At 43.0% G+C, this 16,361-nt stretch carries 12 protein-coding genes and 1 tRNA gene; 7 read left to right on the top strand and 6 right to left on the bottom strand.

From position 1 onward, the window contains the following. The 4 genes from QUA54_RS22340 to QUA54_RS22325 form a co-directional block, all read left to right on the top strand. Positions 1-473: transposase (locus QUA54_RS22340; RefSeq protein ID WP_333416337.1), on the top strand; the 473-nt coding region annotated here is incomplete at its 5' end. A 502-nt stretch (positions 474-975) separates the two neighbouring features. Beyond that, on the top strand, positions 976-2,688 hold the full coding sequence (locus QUA54_RS22335) for a Mu transposase C-terminal domain-containing protein (protein WP_333416336.1): 1,713 nt from the start codon (positions 976-978) through the stop codon (positions 2,686-2,688). Between the two features lie 3 nt (positions 2,689-2,691). Then, positions 2,692-3,546, top strand: coding sequence for a TniB family NTP-binding protein (locus tag QUA54_RS22330; protein ID WP_333416335.1), 855 nt, complete (start codon positions 2,692-2,694; stop codon positions 3,544-3,546). Next, positions 3,543-4,046 carry a TniQ family protein gene (locus tag QUA54_RS22325; RefSeq protein WP_333416334.1) on the top strand — a complete coding sequence of 168 codons (504 nt, stop codon included), beginning with the start codon at positions 3,543-3,545 and terminating at the stop codon, positions 4,044-4,046. The genes QUA54_RS22330 and QUA54_RS22325 overlap by 4 nt, the downstream gene beginning before the upstream one ends. 60 nt (positions 4,047-4,106) lie before the next feature. On the opposite strand, the gene QUA54_RS22320 is transcribed toward QUA54_RS22325, so the two are convergent. From QUA54_RS22320 to QUA54_RS22300, 5 genes are all read right to left on the bottom strand, one after another. After that, on the bottom strand, positions 4,107-5,591 hold the full coding sequence (locus QUA54_RS22320; RefSeq protein WP_333416333.1) for a class I SAM-dependent DNA methyltransferase: 1,485 nt from the start codon (positions 5,589-5,591) through the stop codon (positions 4,107-4,109). 28 nt (positions 5,592-5,619) lie between these two features. Beyond that, entirely contained in the window at positions 5,620-6,444 is an 825-nt protein-coding gene (locus tag QUA54_RS22315; protein WP_333416332.1) for a hypothetical protein, read from the bottom strand. A 4-nt stretch (positions 6,445-6,448) separates the two neighbouring features. Then, positions 6,449-8,125: an AAA family ATPase gene (locus QUA54_RS22310; protein ID WP_333416331.1), complete on the bottom strand. Its 1,677-nt coding sequence runs from the start codon at positions 8,123-8,125 to the stop codon at positions 6,449-6,451. Between the two features lie 2 nt (positions 8,126-8,127). After that, entirely contained in the window at positions 8,128-9,861 is a 1,734-nt protein-coding gene (locus QUA54_RS22305; protein ID WP_333416330.1) for a restriction endonuclease subunit S, read from the bottom strand. A 248-nt stretch (positions 9,862-10,109) separates the two neighbouring features. Further along, positions 10,110-10,550, bottom strand: coding sequence for a MerR family transcriptional regulator (locus QUA54_RS22300; RefSeq protein ID WP_333416329.1), 441 nt, complete (start codon positions 10,548-10,550; stop codon positions 10,110-10,112). Positions 10,551-10,632: 82 nt separating this feature from the next. Here QUA54_RS22300 and cas12k point away from each other — a divergent pair, with 82 nt between their 5' ends. Then, positions 10,633-12,531, top strand: a complete 1,899-nt coding sequence (gene cas12k, locus QUA54_RS22295) for a type V CRISPR-associated protein Cas12k (protein ID WP_333416328.1) — start codon at positions 10,633-10,635, stop codon at positions 12,529-12,531. 960 nt (positions 12,532-13,491) lie between these two features. On the opposite strand, the gene QUA54_RS22290 is transcribed toward cas12k, so the two are convergent. Further along, positions 13,492-13,562: transfer RNA gene (locus tag QUA54_RS22290), tRNA-Cys, on the bottom strand. A 201-nt stretch (positions 13,563-13,763) separates the two neighbouring features. On the opposite strand from QUA54_RS22290, the gene cpdA reads away from it, so the two are divergent. Continuing rightward, positions 13,764-14,543: a 3',5'-cyclic-AMP phosphodiesterase gene (gene cpdA / locus QUA54_RS22285; protein WP_333416327.1), complete on the top strand. Its 780-nt coding sequence runs from the start codon at positions 13,764-13,766 to the stop codon at positions 14,541-14,543. A 196-nt stretch (positions 14,544-14,739) separates the two neighbouring features. Then, a complete protein-coding gene (locus tag QUA54_RS22280) occupies positions 14,740-16,218 on the top strand; it encodes an alpha-amylase (RefSeq protein WP_333202321.1) in 1,479 nt (492 codons plus the stop codon). Positions 16,219-16,361 lie beyond the last annotated feature (143 nt).

The raw sequence follows: 16,361 nt of genomic DNA, 5'->3' as shown, positions 1-16,361 counted from the left end.
CATTATATACATTGATTGTGTGGAGTTGTTGTTTAAATTGCCCAATTTGTTTGGTTTGTATCTCTGATGTTCAAGCCAACGGCAAAATCAAAAATGCTTTATTGTTTAGCACTGATATTCACCTACCACCTGAGCAAATTCTTGAATATTATCAGGCTCGCTTCCAGATTGAATTTATTTTTCGTGATGCCAAGCAATTTACAGGATTGTCTGATTGTCAAGCTCGTCATTTACCACGGCTTGATTTTCATTTTAATGCCAGTCTAATTGCCTTAAACTTAGCTAAACATCAACTCTCTAGTTGTCATTCATCTGCCAAGTCGTTTGTGTTTTCTATGGCCTCTTATAAACGTCTGGAATTCAATAAGCATCTACTTTGTACCTTTATTGACAAGTTAGATTTAGACCCGGATTTGATTTTAAACCATCCTAATCTTCCTTCAGTCTTGTCTTATGGTACTTTGGCTGCTTAAAAACTGTCCGGAGTATTGTCTATAGAACTTTTGCAGAAAGTGTTTAATTCTCTAGCGGATGAAACCACAAAAAGTATGGCTATAGAAAAACTGATCGACGATTTGCGATCGTAGTCAATGAGTAGTAATTGATTGTAGAGGTCAAGAAGGTTTTTGCAGTGGACTTGAGCACTCTCGCTCTATCCTGTTAACCTTCTCGATCGCCCAAACGGCATCTTAGCCACATCTAACAAAAATTAATGTACAGTGACTAATTATTTGACGTGATGACAAATTGTTGTCGCCGAGGAAAACTATTGATTTCTCTACATTCTAGCTGTTTTCCTTGATTATAGATCGCTAGCCGTTAGTGACAAATTAAGTGTCGCAGTCCAAATAAGTGACAATTTAGCTGTCGTCGTTCTCAAAGAAGAGAATTTGAGAAGTGACAGATTGATTGTCGCTTTCTTTTGTTTGAGCTAGGATAGCATTATGTGTTTTGAAAAAGTTATTTGCTTAAGACGTGAACATTGACACTGAAGTAATATCTAACCAAATCCCAACCTCTGATCCTAGCGAGAGCAATCTGATTGCCTCGGAACTTCCAGAGGAGGCAAGACCAAAGTTGGAAGTGATTCAAAGTTTGCTGGAACCATGCGATCGCGTCACCTACGGAGAAAGACTGCGGGAAGGGGCAGAAAAGCTAGGGCTTTCTGTCCGGTCGGTACAGCGATTATTTAAGAAGTATCAAGAAAAAGGATTGATTGCACTGCTTTCTAGCAGTCGTACAGATAAGGGAGAACACAGAATCAGCGAGTTGTGGCAGAACTTTATTGTCAAAACTTACCAAGAAGGCAATAAGGGCAGCAAGCGGATGAGTCCTAAACAGGTTGCTTTGAAGGTACAGGCAAAAGCTGGAGCGATCGCTGATGATAATCCCCCTAGTTATAAAACTGTGTTGCGAGTCTTGAAGCCAATTTTGGAGAAGCAGGAAAATGCGAAAAGTATCCGCTCTCCAGGGTGGCGCGGTTCAACTCTTTCTGTAAAAACCCGCGACGGCGATGATTTGGACATTAGCTATAGCAATCAGGTTTGGCAATGCGATCATACCCTTGCTGATGTTTTGCTTGTGGATCAACATGGAAAACTTTTGACTCGTCCTTGGTTAACCACTGTAATTGACAGTTACTCTCGCTGCATTATGGGGATTAATGTAGGGTTTGATGCCCCGAGTTCTCAGGTGGTGGCTTTGGCTTTGCGCCATGCTATTTTACGGAAACAATATGGGGCTGAATATAAGCTGAGTTGCGACTGGGACACTTACGGAATTCCTGAATATCTATTCACTGATGGAGGGAAAGATTTTCGATCTAATCACTTGGCAGAAATTGGAGTGCAGTTGGGTTTTATTTGCAAGTTACGCGATCGCCCATCGGAAGGGGGTATTGTGGAGCGTCCTTTCAAAACCCTAAATCAATCTCTGTTCTCAACCCTTCCTGGCTATACAGGTTCCAATGTGCAGGAGCGTCCAGAAGATGCCGAGAAGGATGCACAGTTAACTTTGAGGGATTTGGAACAGTTAATAGTGCGCTTCATTGTCGATCGATATAACCAAAGTATTGATGCTCGGATGGGCGATCAAACCCGATATCAACGATGGGAAGCTGGTTTGCAGAAAGAACCGGATGTTATATCGGAACGAGATTTAGATATCTGTTTGATGAAAATGTCGCGGCGTACTGTGCAGAGAGGCGGACATTTACAGTTTGAAAATGTGATGTATTTGGGGGAATATTTGGCGGGTTATGCCGGGAAAGTTGTCAGTTTTAGATATGACCCCAGAGATATTACGACGATTTGGGTGTATAGCCAAGAGAATGATCGAGAGGTATTTTTAACCCGCGCTCACGCTCAAGGGTTGGAAACGGAACAATTATCAGTAGATGACGCGAAAGCGAGTGCAAAAAGATTGCGAGCGGCAGGTAAAACCATTAGCAATCAATCGATTTTGCAAGAAACTATTGAGCGAGAAGTTCTAGCAGAACGCACGAAAAGTCGCAAGCAGAGACAAAAAGAGGAACAAAGCTATAAGCGAGCGCCCTCTGCTGCTGTTACGGTTGAAGTTGAATCTGAACAATTAGAAATCGAATCATCAAATGAAGCTAATGCTAACTCTGTATCGGCTGATATTGAGGTTTGGGACTATGACGAAATGCGTGAAGGGCTTGGGTGGTAGATTATGACAAAAGAAAATTCGATCCAGGAAAAACCTGCTTCCCAAATCGCTGAAGAGCTAGGGGATTTTAAAGTTGACAGTCAGTTGTTACAGATAGAAATTGCCCGTTTGAATAAGAAAAGTATTATGCCACTAGAACACGTTAAGGATTTACATGATTGGCTGGATGAAAAACGTAAAGCACGTCAATCTTGCCGTTTAGTAGGGGAATCGCGGACGGGAAAAACGGTGGCTTGTGAGGCTTACACTTTTAGAAATAAGGCTAAACAGGAAGGTAAGCAAGCTCCCACTGTACCTGTTGTTTATATCATGCCACCCGCTAAATGTGGGGCTAAGGAATTGTTTCGCGAAATCATTGAGTATCTGAAATATCGGGCAGTTAGAGGAACGGTTGCAGACTTCAGAGGTCGAGCAATGGAAGTTCTAAAAGGCTGTGAGGTGGAAATGATTATTATTGATGAAGCGGATCGCCTGAAACCAGAGACATTTTCTGATGTGCGAGATATTAATGATAAGTTGGGAATTGCTGTTGTCTTGGTGGGTACAGATCGCCTGGATGCGGTGATTAAGCGAGATGAACAGGTTTACAATCGCTTTCGCGCTTCTCGTCGCTTTGGGAAGCTGACGGGGGAAGATTTTAAAAGAACCGTAGAAATTTGGGAGGACAAAGTGCTCAAGATGCCTGTTGCCTCCAATTTGACTAATAAGGAAATGATGAAAATTCTCTTGAAAGCGACTGAAGGTTATATTGGGCGCTTGGATGAGATTTTAAGGGAAGCTGCCATTAAGTCTTTGTCGAGAGGGTTTAGGAAGGTTGAAAAGGCTGTATTGCAAGAAGTAGCGAGGGAATACTCATGACAGAAAATGATATTCAACCTTGGTTATTTGTGATCGCGCCTTTACCTGGAGAAAGTTTAAGTCATTTTTTAGGGCGGTTTAGGAGACGCAACCACTTAACGCCTAGTAGTTTAGGCCAGATAGCGAAAATTGGGGCTGTAGTAGCACGTTGGGAACGCTTTCATTTCAATCCTTATCCTACTCAGCAGGAGTTTGAGGCTTTGGCGGAGGTGGTAGGGGTTGAGGTTGAAAGGTTGTGGGAAATGCTGCCGCCAATGGGGGAGGGGATGAAGTGCGAACCGATTCGGGTATGTGGTGCTTGTTATGCCCAGTCGCCTTGTCATCGGATTGAGTGGCAGTTTAAGTCTGTTTGGAAGTGCGATCGCCATCAGCTTAAGCTTTTAGCTAAGTGTCCAAAATGTGAAGCGCGATTTAAGATGCCTGCGCTGTGGGAGTATGGGAGATGCGATCGCTGTCGGTTGCTTTTTGGGGGGATGGGGGAGTATCAGAAAACTATTTGAGTGAAGTATTTTTCTTGATTAACGGTTGCTGAAGGATGGCGATTGCCACCTCTGAGAATTTCACTGCACATCCTCACAGCCAAGCCCATTCAAGATTTCTCTGAAGCTGTTTAAGCCCGCTTCCAGATTTTCAATGATCTCTGCTACTAGCACATCGGGTTCGGGTGGATTATCTAGATCGTATAGGCTCTCATCTCTTAACCAGAAAATGTCTAAGCTTGTTTTGTCTCTAGCGACCAATTCTTCGTAGGTGAACTTACGCCAACGTCTATCTGATTTTTTAGATGACCAGGCTGATTGATGCTTGGAACGGTATTTTGAGTTGTAGCAATTAACGAAATCTTGTAGATCCCTATGTTTTAAAGGGTTTTTGCGTAGCGTGAAATGGACATTGGTACGGAAGTCGTAGTACCAAACTTCTTTGGTTTGGGGAGCTTCAGATTCAGGTTTGTTATCAAAAAAGATAACGTTTGCCTTTAGCCCTGACTTGTAAAAGATACCAGTGGGTAGGCGCAGGATAGTGTGAAGGTTAGTTTTTTGAAGTAGAGACTTACGAACTGTTTCACCTGCTCCCCCCTCAAAAAGTACATTATCAGGTACAATCATCGCCGCTTTTCCGGTTGGCTTCAGCATTGTCCGAATGTGCTGGACAAAATTAAGCTGTTTGTTTGAGGTCGTTGCATCAAAATCTGGACGATTATAGACCAGATCCTCTCCTTGCTCTTTTTCCTCTTTAGAAAAGGTCATGCTGCTTTTCTTGCCAAAGGGGGGATTAGCCAACACAAAGTCAAAGTGTTGGGTTGGTGGCTGCACGAGTGCATCGCTGAGAGAAATCGTCGGATCTTTGTCAATTTCGCTAATCTCGTGTAGAAATAAATTCATTAAGCACAGGCGATAGGTACTAGAGACAATCTCATTGCCATAGAAGGTTTCATGTTTGAGGAATTGTGTTTGGGACTCATTCAGCTTGTAGTTTTCGTGAATGAAGTCATAGGCCGCTAGAAAGAAGCCACCCGTACCACAGGCAGGATCGGCGATCGTTTTACCTGGTTCAGGGCGGAGGCATTCCACCATTGCTTTGGTAAGTGCGCGAGGAGTGAAGTACTGCCCTGCTCCAGATTTAGTGTCATCGGCATTTTTTTCTAGCAAGCCTTCATAAATGTCGCCTTTAACATCGGCACTCATAGATACCCAGGCTTCGTTGTCGATCATCTCAATAACGCGAGACAACATCGCTGGCTCTTGAATTTTATTTTGGGCTTTGGTGAAGATTTTGCCCAACATTCCCTTCTTTTTGCCTAGTTCACGGAGCAACTTGGTGTAGTGAGCCTCAAGCTGATCGCCACGTTTAGCTTTAAGGCTTTGCCAGGTGTATTCAGGAGGAATTCCTAAATCACGATTATGAGGTGGTTTGGCGTATTCATCCGCCATTTTCAGAAAAATCAGGAAAGTGAGTTGTTCCAGGTAATCGCCATAGCTGACCCCTGCATCACGCAAGATATTACAGAAATTCCAAACTTTAGAAACTATTTGTGCAGTTGTCATTTGATATATCTCATTAGAATTAAGCGACTTAAAATAACTCTTCAACCCAAATAATATTCCTTGCTCCTTTAATTACTTTTCTTGCAAAAGCTGATAATTCCGATGTTTCCGACATCGCATCAACAAGATTGTACGCAATTTCCTCAAAAGCTTGATCAATTGCTGGATCTCCAGTATCACACCGCTCGTACAGTCGATTAGCCCTATTAATCCAGGATTCTATCCGTGCAGCTAAAATCCTTCGTCGCTCAATTAATCCAGGATGATCTAGGTGATAAAGCTTGATAGATTCTTCAGCTCTCAGCTTTTTGATGGGATGACTTGGGTATTTTGCACAAGGTTCTCCACTGGTAAGGAAGTCCAAAAGTAAAGTATCTTGCAAGACACAAGGATCTAGCAAAGCAGGACTTTCGTCCTTCTCTTCACCTGGAGCTTTTGCGCGGGGAGTTTCTGGTAGAAGTGGAAATTTATCACCCTTGCCTTCAGTTTCACCTGTTTCAGGATTCTTTCGTTGACTATTGCAAAAAGTACATGAGTATCGAAAGTTAGTAGGCTCAAATGCTAACCACCAATAGCCTTCATGTACTGGATCAGTATCAGCAACTCGATTCTTAGGTCGAAAGTGATCTACTGCATTATCAGACCGTTCTTGCTTGATCTCACAATACCAGCACTTGTCCTTGGACAAATTAGCCAATGAATCTTTAATTTCGCTCCACACAGCGTTTTTTCGATTGATAGTTTTCTTGCGAGAGTCTACTGATGTAATTGCTTCAACGGTGTGTTTAGCATCATTCGCTGTGTCAGACCATCCTTTCGGTAATCTAAGCAATCTGTTGTTGATGTAACGCATACATTTAATCTTGGTTCTGGCGTCTAGCAAGTGCTCGTTCAACAAGCCTCTTAGCTCTTGCTTTCCTTTCGGAAAGAGAAAGATTGGACATTTGTTGACTTACATTTTGGGCAGCATCATACTCATAGCGTGCCCGCAAGTACTCCGTATAAATAGGGTCGCGGGTTTCATATCCGAAACCATATCCTTCTAACTTTTGATTTACCTCCTCTAAATCTGATCTTTCTTCATCATTAAGTTGTTCTTCTTTAACCGTTAACTCTCGCTTCTTCTCAAGTAGCTTAAGCGTAGAACGATCAATCGCTGCGGGTAAGCCGAACATATCGCTCGTTACAATTGCTGCGTAGCCCATTCCACGAGGATCAATTTCAGGTGGTGTGACACTGATAGATAGGTCGTCCATATCTCTCTTCAAGATTTGGATTTGCTGCTTAAGTAGTTCAGCAATAGCCAATGGGTTATGGGTCGTCAGTACAACGTGACAGCTTTCGCGACTTGCTTGGTCATTACCGACAAATTTCTCAAGATATTTAAGATAGTCAATACTCCATCGGGGATTCAAATGGGTATCGGGTTCATCAAGTAGAAATAGGCTCTCTTCTTCTGCTGTAAACCGGAGCAAACCTAAAACAGTTAGTAGTTGTTGCTCACCCTCACTCAGTTCTCTAAAAGTGACAGAACCATCATTCTTTCGGAGTTTGATTCTAATTCTGACTTCTTCTATTAATTCAGAAACATAGGTGCTTTCCAAATCGCGAAAAAACTCTTTTGGAGATTTCTGTCCTATCAATCTCTGAAGCGAATCTAAATTCTTTATATATAGATACAGAAACTCTAAACGTTGTTTATTCCATAAGGAAACACCAACTTGACGAGTTATACGAATTGGGGCAAGAGAAACATCATATAAGCGGGCAAGAAAACTACTTACAATGCCACGCGCGTTCCAAAAGCGAGGATCTCCTTCTTTTGATTTCCAAGGAGGTTGATGAAGCACGAATAAAATGGAATCGATGCCGTTATCTGGATCTAAACCTAACTGATTATCTAAAAATTCTCGCACTACGCTATCTTGCTGATGAATAAATGCTAGCAATACAAATTGACTATGCACTGGTAAGGCATAAAATAAACGTTTAAATTCTCTATCCTTGCCATCTCGTAAATCTTTATCATAACCGGCCAAATATTTACGAAATACCTTCTCCATTCTATCGCTTTCACCTGAGTAATAACCAAAAATATATTTGGGTAAGTACTGGTCTTGATTCTTTCGGAGTTGATTGATAGTAATACTTTCCCCTAAATCCTTATCTTGAATTTCAGATTCAATACCAGAAATTGAACCTTGATTTATTATTTCTTGCGCCTCATCGCGATCCTCTGCGGATACATAAATTTGGTATGGTTTGTTGACCCGTTTTGGGTCGGCATCGATGTGCATAAAATTATTGCGACAACGGTACTTGATACGATAATGAAAGGAGGGCTTGTTTTTATTTTTGTTATCATTCTCACCCGTGATGAGGTCGCGGAAAATCGTTGCTAATGCTTCCAGAACATTAGATTTTCCGGTTCCGTTCCAACCAATGACCACGGTAATCCATTCTCCTTGGTCAAAATCAATGGTGACATTTTTCAGGTTTTTATACTCACCAATCCATAACCAATGTAAACGCATCGTTAACTCCTACCTGTTGAGCGAATGCGTAACCATTCCTCATCCCCCCGCCGCTCCACTTCAATGCGGTCTTCCTTTTCCAAATCGCGAAGCTCAACAAATAGCTTCTCAATCATATCGGTTTCTGCCCCATCACTAACTCCACATTCCCGAAAAGCATCTTGAGCACTGAGCCAGCTATCCGCAGATTCAAGAACGCTAATTAAATCTACCACTTCTTTTTTCCTCGGCTTTTTCCTTGAATTACTTATTTTACGGGTTGGTTTGAGCTCAGCTAGGCGTTCCGCCCTGATCCATTCTAGCAAAATGCTGGCAGGTTCGTCATTAGGATCTTGCGCTATTAAATGCCCAGAGAAAGCTTTCTTAAGAATACTTTGTCGGAGTACATTGACTTTTTTGAGCGTTTCGCCTATTGTTGCTTCAAAGGAATCTAAGACAGAATTTTTTTCTTCGAGCATTTGAACAATCTTGTTTTGTTCCTCAGAGCTAGGAAGGGGAATTGCCAATAATTCAATATTAGGTACGTTTAGGTTTGGGCGACCACTTCCTGTACTGTTTTCATAAAAATGGTTTTGGGCCCTTTGAGATTTTAAGAAATAAAAGATAAACCAAGAGTTTATATGAGTTACTAACCTATAATGAATTAAAAAAGCTCCGGCTATAGCTTTTCTGTCATCATTGAAAACAGAGATTGTTCCAATACTGCCTGTTCGAGTAATCAGTAAATCGCCTTCAAGTAACTTGTATTTTTCATATTCATCATCACTGATTAATAGTTTGGGCGAATTTTTCCAGTCAACTTTCCCAGAGTCACTAACATCTGTAGTCCGCAGAATAGCCACACCTTCATCAACATAATCTTTACTTGAAAATCTTGGACCATACATAGAAAATTCTTTGATATGAGCAAGGCTTATCCATGTCCAACTCTCTGGCAATTCAAGCAGATTTACCGTGTCCCTTTCTGTTAGTGGAGGAACAATTTCCGGTTCCTTAGGCTTGCTAGGCTTTTTACCCTCCTTGCCATTCTCTTCCCAAGCTTTAACTGCTTCTTCCCACTCATTTAGTTGCTGTTGGTAGCGGTTTTCACGCTCCTGTTGGATACGCTCTAGCAGTTGATTAGCCGTTTCTAATGGGTCAGCATGAGCCTCACGCCACTCTTCAGTCAGCTTGCCTTCAAAGGCATATTTCATCACTGACTGACGATATACCTTGAGTTGCGCTTGAGCAGTTCTTAGGTATTCAACTCCTTTATCAAGCTCAGAAAAAAGTTCCTCAATTTTAGCTACGATACGGTCTTGCTCATTTCGTGGTGATATTTGAATATTTAGTTCATAAACATCATTTCTATTAAGACCTGGAATAGCTGTCGATTTGTCTAGTTTTGCCAGGTTGAGAAATATAAAGAGATAGTATGCAAACCTAACATTTATTTCACCAGGAACTCTTACAAAATATGTCGTATCAATTGCCCAAAAATTTTGTTCAGAAATAAATATTTCACCAACAGATCCCTTGCGACCAACTATTAAGGCGGCACCCTCAACTAAATACTCATTATGATAGCCAATCATCCCACTTGATCCAAAAACTGGATATTGACCTGATCCAGATCTATCACTCTTTCTTAATGCTTTTCCATATTCAAGGTCAAAAATATCTCCGAGTTTTGCAGATGCCCATGAATTAGCAAAATCATTTTCAGTATTGTTCGTATGATGATTTGCACCATTCATAATCATTCGCCAGTCTTTCCTTCAGCTTATCTGTCAAAATCTTCATCAATCCTAGAATTGACATTTAAAATCTTCTAAAACTTTAGAGAGCATCATTTCTAACTGTGGAACATCCTCCTGAACCGCTTTGCCGATAATTTCTACCTCCGTATTGAAATAATCATGAATTAGTTTATCTCACATTCCGGCAATATCTCTCCAGGAAATATCAGGATATTAGCTTCTCACTGAATCCGGTAGCCGCTCCTCTAGCCCTCAAAGCTTCTGAGATTATCCCGTAAACGTTGATGAATGCGATCGCTCCAAAACGGCACAACAGGCAACCCCCGATTAATCGTTTCCAACGCCAAACCACTGTCAAAGTTTACCAAACATCGTCGCTTTAAATCCAATAACAGCATAAACCGTTTCCTCTGCCCTTCTAACACAGACGGCTGAAACAGCCACGACTCAGTAGCTTTAAGAGTTTCCAGCATTTCCTGACATACCTCAAAACTCAAACCCATAGACAGCAAATATTCCATCACAGTCAGCGCCAACAAGTCCGTTGGAGAATAATAGACATTTCGACCCTTACCGCTAGGGTTAACCGTTGGTACAACTACCCCTTTCTCTCGCCAATACTGTAATTGCCGCCGACTGCATCCGGTAATTTGCGCTGCTTCTGTGCTGGTGTAGAAATTATCCATAGATTTTCATAATACCTAACAAAGATGCAAAATAATCCCAGCAGTTTAAACACATAATGTTATTTTGTGATACTATATTTTTATGAGTCAGATCACTATTCAGTGCCGCTTAATTGCCAAAGAACCCAGCCGCCAAGCACTCTGGCGGTTAATGGCTGAATTGAACACGCCCTTAATTAACGACATCCTCAACCAAATAGCGAACCATCCCGACTTTGAAACCTGGCGAGAAAAACGTAGACTCCCTGCTGGCATCGTCAAGCAGTTATCCGACTCCCTGAAAACTGACCCGCGCTATATGGGTCAACCAGGGCGCTTTTATACCTCTGCCATTACTCTGATTAGTTACATCTACAAATCTTGGTTCAAAGTCCAGCAAAGGCTACAGCAGCGATTAGTCGGTCAAACTCGCTGGTTAGGCATCCTCAAAAGTGATGAGGAATTGGTAGCAGAAAGCGATCGCACTTTAGACGATATTCGCGCCCAAGCGATCGCGCTTCTCGCTTCCCTCACCCCTGAAAACCCATCTCCAGAACCCAAACCAGCAAAAAAGACCAAGAAAGCGAAAACCTCAACCAATAAACCTCTCCTCCCCTTTCTTTTTGATAACTACGAAAAAACAGAAGATATCCTCACCCACGCTGCGATCTGCTACCTACTCAAAAATGGGTGCAAAATTCCCACCAAACCCGAAGAACCCCAGGAATTTGCCAAAAAACGCCGCAAATCTGAGATCAAAATTGAACGTTTACAAGAACAACTCAACAGTCGCAAACCCAAAGGGCGGGACTTAACAGGGGAAAACTGGTTACAAACCTTAATTACAGCCGCTACAACCGCCCCTGAAAATGAAGCCCAAGCTAAATCTTGGCAAAATATATTACTTACTAAATCGAAATCAATACCTTTCCCTGTTGCCTATGAAACCAACCAAGATTTAACCTGGAGTAAAAACGACAAAGGTCGCCTCTGTGTTCATTTTAATGGTTTAGGAGAACATGAATGGGAAATTTATTGCGACCAACGACAATTAAAATGGTTGGAACGCTTTTATGAAGATCAGGAAACTAAACGCGCCAGTAAAGACCTACATTCCAGCGCTCTTTTCACCCTGCGTTCAGGACGTATTGGTTGGCAAGAGGGTAAAGGCAAAGGAGAACCTTGGAATATCCATCGTCTCAACTTATTTTGTACCGTAGATACCCGTTTGTGGACTGCCGAAGGTACAGAGCAAGTCCGTCAACAAAAAGCTACTGAAATTGCCCAAACTCTTACCAAGATGGAGCAAAAAGGTAAATTAAATGATAAACAACAATCATTTATTCACGGCAAACAGTCAAGTTTAACCCGAATTAATAATCCTTTTCCTCGCCCTAGCCAACCTCTCTATGAAGGTAAATCTTATATTCTGCTCGGCATAGCAATGGGATTAGAAAAACCAGCTACAGCAGCAATTATAAATGGAACCACAGGAGAGGCGATCGCCTATCGCAGTATCAAACAACTGCTAGGAGATAATTATCAACTACTTACCCGCCAACACCAACAAAAACAACGTCTATCTCACCAACGGCATCAAGCCCAAAAAAATGCTGCTCCTAATCAGTTTCGCGAATCAGAATTAGGAGAATATGTAGATCGAATATTGGCAAAAGCGATCGTCGCACTGGCTAAAACTTATCAAGCCGGAAGCATTGTTGTTCCTGAAGTGGGTAATATGCGGGAATTAGTTCAAGCAGAAGTCCAGGCAAAAGCCGAAGCCAAAATTCCTGGCTACATAGAAGCACAGAAAAAATACGCCAAACAGTACCGAGTTAATACTCATCAATGGAGTTATGGCAGATTAATTGACAATATTCAAGCCCAAGCCTCAAAAATCGGTATCGTCATTGAGCAAGGACAACAACCCATTCGCGGCAGTCCTCAAGAGAAAGCCAAAGAGATGGCACTTCTAGCCTATCAATCTCGTTCAAAATCGTGAGAATTATCAGTACCGTACCTTGAAAATTGAATATAATTGATAACAGCGCCGCAGGTCATGCCGTCAAAAGCCTCTGAACTGTGCTAAATGGGGGTTAGTTTGACTGTTGAAAGACAGTTGTGCTTTCTGACCCTGGTAGCTGCCCACCCTGATGCTGCTATCTTTCGGGATAGGAATAAGGTGCGCTCCCAGTAATAGGGGTGTAGATGTACTACAGTGGTGGCTACTGAATCACCTCCGATCAAGGGGGAACCCACCTTATTTTTTTTCGTGAACCTCAGCGGGAGTGAAATCCCCAAGAGGTTGACGAATCTTCTCAAGTTAATAGCCCGACTAAGTTTGGGCTTTGTCTGGGATGGTCCACCCTCCTGTTACTACAGTTTCCAGAGCAATATTTCTAAGGTTGACGAAATTTGTTTCTGGAAGCCAGTTTAGGTTAGGGTTTAAGCGCTTAGAGCTTCAATGGCCATCCCGACTAGGGGTGGGTTGAAAGGCGATCGAACGGGGTTTATGTTTATTGGTCGCTAGTGGAGCTTCAATGGCCATCCCGACTAGGGGTGGGTTGAAAGTGTAGATTGGTTTCTGCTAGCGGGGAAACCCCCGCAGTCTTTCAATGGCCATCCCGACTAGGGGTGGGTTGAAAGTTCATGTGCATTGGTTTATTGGTATGGACGAATTGGAGCTTCAATGGCCATCCCGACTAGGGGTGGGTTGAAAGCTATTTTGTCCGACTGAATGCTATTATTCTAGGGTTATAGGGCTTCAATGGTCATAGACTACGAGTGGGTTGAAAGGTAAGGCCGGGGTCTGCCACAATATATTTGTAATACTTTTGTAAGCTCTCTTCTTTTCAGGACAAATATAATAGAAGACATTAATTTGTCCCAGCGACACATAATTTGGCTCCACGACAGTAATCTGTCATTGATGACAATTAATGTGTCACTGTACAATTAAAAAAGGCGGCACCCAGATTTGAACTGGGGGTGGAGGTTTTGCAGACCTCTGCCTTACCACTTGGCTATGCCGCCGTCACGTCTGAAATTTGACGTTTTCTTATAGTACACCAAATCTCGAAAATTTTAACATACCTGTCAAAAATTTCGTGAAGCGCAGCTATCCCGAACGCGCCTGCGTTCTCGAAGGGTAGGGAATCGCCCTTTTTTCCCATATCCCCAAAACCCTTGTGGGAAGGTACTCTAGAACTATAGCAACGACCCGCAACACCAGCCATGACACCAGTTTCTCCCTTACTCGTCGCCCAAATCACCGACACTCACTTGTTTGCAGAGCTCGATCGAGAATGGAAAGGCCTCTCAACAGCCCGCACCCTCCAAGCAGTTCTCGATCGCTTGCAACAGATACAGCCGCCGCCCGACTTACTCCTACTCACAGGCGACTTGTCCCAAGACGAAACACCCGAATCCTACCAGCGCCTCGTCTCCCTCATCGCCCCCCTCGGAATACCCGCCTACTGGATACCTGGGAACCACGACAACATCCCAGTCATGGCAGAAATCTTAAATCAACCGCCCCTTTCCCCAGAAAAATCATGGATGCTAGGAAACTGGCAATTTCTGTTGCTTTCGAGTGTGGAAGCCGGATGCGACGGCGGGCGGCTTTCCCCAGAAAGCTTGCATTGGCTCGACTCTCAACTGCAACAAACCGGCGATCGACCTGTTATCATTGCCTTGCACCATCATCCTTTGCCGATCGACTCTGAAATAATGGATGGAATGATGCTGCACAATGCCGATGAATTTTTAGCAATTGTCGATCGATATCCTCAAATCAAAATCGTTCTTTGTGGCCACATTCACCAAGAATTTCAACAACAGCGGGGCTCAGTTACCTACTTGGGGACACCCAGCACCTGCATCCAACTTTTACCGAAAAGTCATCCGATTATCCTTGACCAAATCCCCCCGGGATTTAGATTGCTTGAATTGGCGATCGACGGTACTTGGAACACCAGAGTTGAGCGAGTTGCTGCACAATTGCCACCAGATTAATATTTTGCTGTCTGGATAAAGTAATTAAATTAATATCAAATTTACATTTTGTTGTCAATACATCAAGAGATAGATTTTTTTTAGCAGCCCCATCTTTTATGATATTTATTAACCATAGATTGCAGACATACGTAAACTAGCGAGCTACGAACACAAATGTCGATCGCAATTTGACAAAATAGGAAAAACTAAATTTATGTCTGAACTAAATGGCGTGATGATGCAGTATTTCCACTGGTACAGCCCCGACGACGGCAGCCTGTGGAATCAGCTAGCGAAATCTGCAAAAGATTTAGCCAAAAAAGGCGTTACATCCCTGTGGTTGCCGCCAGCCTATAAAGGAACCGGCGGCGGTATGGATGTAGGTTACGGCGTCTACGACTTATTCGATTTAGGCGAGTTCGACCAAAAAGGGTCGGTACGCACAAAATACGGCACAAAAGATGAGTATTTGGCCGCCATTAAAGCTGCACAAGATGCTGGAATTCGGATTTATGCCGATGTTGTTTTCAACCACAAATTAGGTGCCGATGCAGAAGAAGAATCCGAAGCTACACCCTTCAATCCCGACAACCGGAATGACACTGTAGGCGAATATCAAAAAATCAAAGCTTGGACGCATTTTACCTTCCCCGGACGCGACAAAAAATATTCCAGCATGGAGTGGCATTGGTGGCATTTTGACGCCATTGATTACAACGTTTACGACACAGAAACCCATGCCGTTTACCTGCTCAAAGGTAAAGAATTCGATCGAGGAGTAGACTTAGAAAAAGGCAATTTTGACTACCTCATGGGTTGCGATTTAGATATGGACAACCCAGAAGTCACCGGGGAATTAAAATACTGGGGTGAGTGGTATGTCGATACAACAAACGTTGACGGCTTTCGCTTCGATGCCGTCAAACACGTTAAAGCAGAATTTTTCCAAGAATGGTTGGAACACGTCCGCCACTATGCCCAACGCGACCTATTTGCCGTAGGCGAATATTGGTCTTACGAAGTGGAAGCTTTGCACAGCTTCATCCAAGCAACCGACGGTAAAGTCACCTTATTTGACGCACCCCTCCACTACAACTTCCACGCTGCTAGCAAGGCCGGCAATAGCTACGACTTGCGAACAATTTTTGATAACACCCTCGTCCAACAGCAACCAGCCCTCGCCGTTACCTTGGTTGACAACCATGATTCTCAACCATTACAATCCCTAGAATCTGTTGTCGAGGCTTGGTTTAAACCTCTTGCCTACGCTTTAATCTTGCTGCGAAGCGAAGGATATCCGTGCATTTTTTACCCGGACTATTACGGCGATAACTATAAGGATACAGCAAACGATGGCAACGAATACGAGATTTGGTTAGACAAACATCAGTTTCTTCTCGATAAATTCTTGTTAGCGCGCCAAACTTATTCCTACGGCAATCAGTACGATTACTTCGACCACGCCAATACCATTGGCTGGACGCGACTCGGAACTGAAGAACATCCGGGCGGCATGGCTGTGGTACTCAGTAACGGAGACGAGGGCACCAAGTTTATGGAAGTCGGACAACCGAATCGAACTTATATTGACATCACCGAACACATCAAAGAACCAATCACAACTAATGACGATGGTTGGGGTGATTTTCGGTGTAACGCCGGTTCTGTTTCGGTCTGGGTGCCGCAGCAGTAAGGACTGCGTTAAAATTGACGTACTCCTCTGCCTAAAGTAGGGTGCGCAGTGCGCACCTTACCGCTATAATAAGTACCTTAAACCACTTTTTACTTTCATAATTTTGATCGCGGAAACTTGTGTGTAGTGAGGAGTAAATTCCT

The sequence above is a fragment of the Microcoleus sp. MOSTC5 genome (assembly GCF_036701825.1).
In the GTDB taxonomy this organism is placed as follows: Bacteria; Cyanobacteriota; Cyanobacteriia; order Cyanobacteriales; family Microcoleaceae; genus Microcoleus; species Microcoleus asticus.
The sequence above is the reverse complement of the archived record's forward strand: the minus strand, read 5'-3'. Positions and strand labels throughout refer to the sequence as shown.